Consider the following 520-nt stretch of genomic DNA (forward strand, 5'->3'; position numbering starts at 1 on the left):
GCACTTGACAAACACATAGGGACACCCCCCGCGGATTTCAGGATAGTCCCATAGCCGCTGCTTCACGGCCCGGTTCTTGGTGAAGCCAACGATCACGCAGTGCACAGCCGCCTTACCCGGGGCTTCGGAGTCCCAGGCAAAGGTACGGTGCGCGAACTTAATCCGCCACCCCTCGCGCTCCAGTGGCCCGAACAGCGCCGGCACCGGCTGACCCTGGGTGATCGAGTTCGTCGTCACATAGGCGAACTCGCCCCGCCGCTCGGCCAGCAGGTTCTTGGCCTGGGCGTGCCAACCGGTGACGTAGTCCAGATAGCCGTCGTAATCCTTACCCCACCCCCGCCGCATGTCCTCGGTCTGCTCACCGGTCTTCGTGTACTGCCCAATGAACGGCGGGTTGCCGAAGATATAGGTCATCCCGGAAGTCTCGGGCAGGATCTCCAACCAGTCCACAGCCAGCGCATTCGCGTGCTCAATGTGCGCTGTAATCGAAATGGTGCTGTTGCAAAGTTGGGGCAGTAGG

1 protein-coding gene is annotated in these 520 nt (G+C 61.7%); it reads right to left on the reverse strand.

The features are described from left to right. A partial coding sequence (locus tag HMPREF3097_RS05340) for a DNA methyltransferase (protein ID WP_371260084.1) occupies positions 1-520 on the reverse strand: 520 nt, incomplete at both ends.

Origin of the sequence: Corynebacterium sp. HMSC27B11 (assembly GCF_001815985.1) — a bacterium.
Classification (GTDB): domain Bacteria; phylum Actinomycetota; class Actinomycetes; order Mycobacteriales; family Mycobacteriaceae; genus Corynebacterium.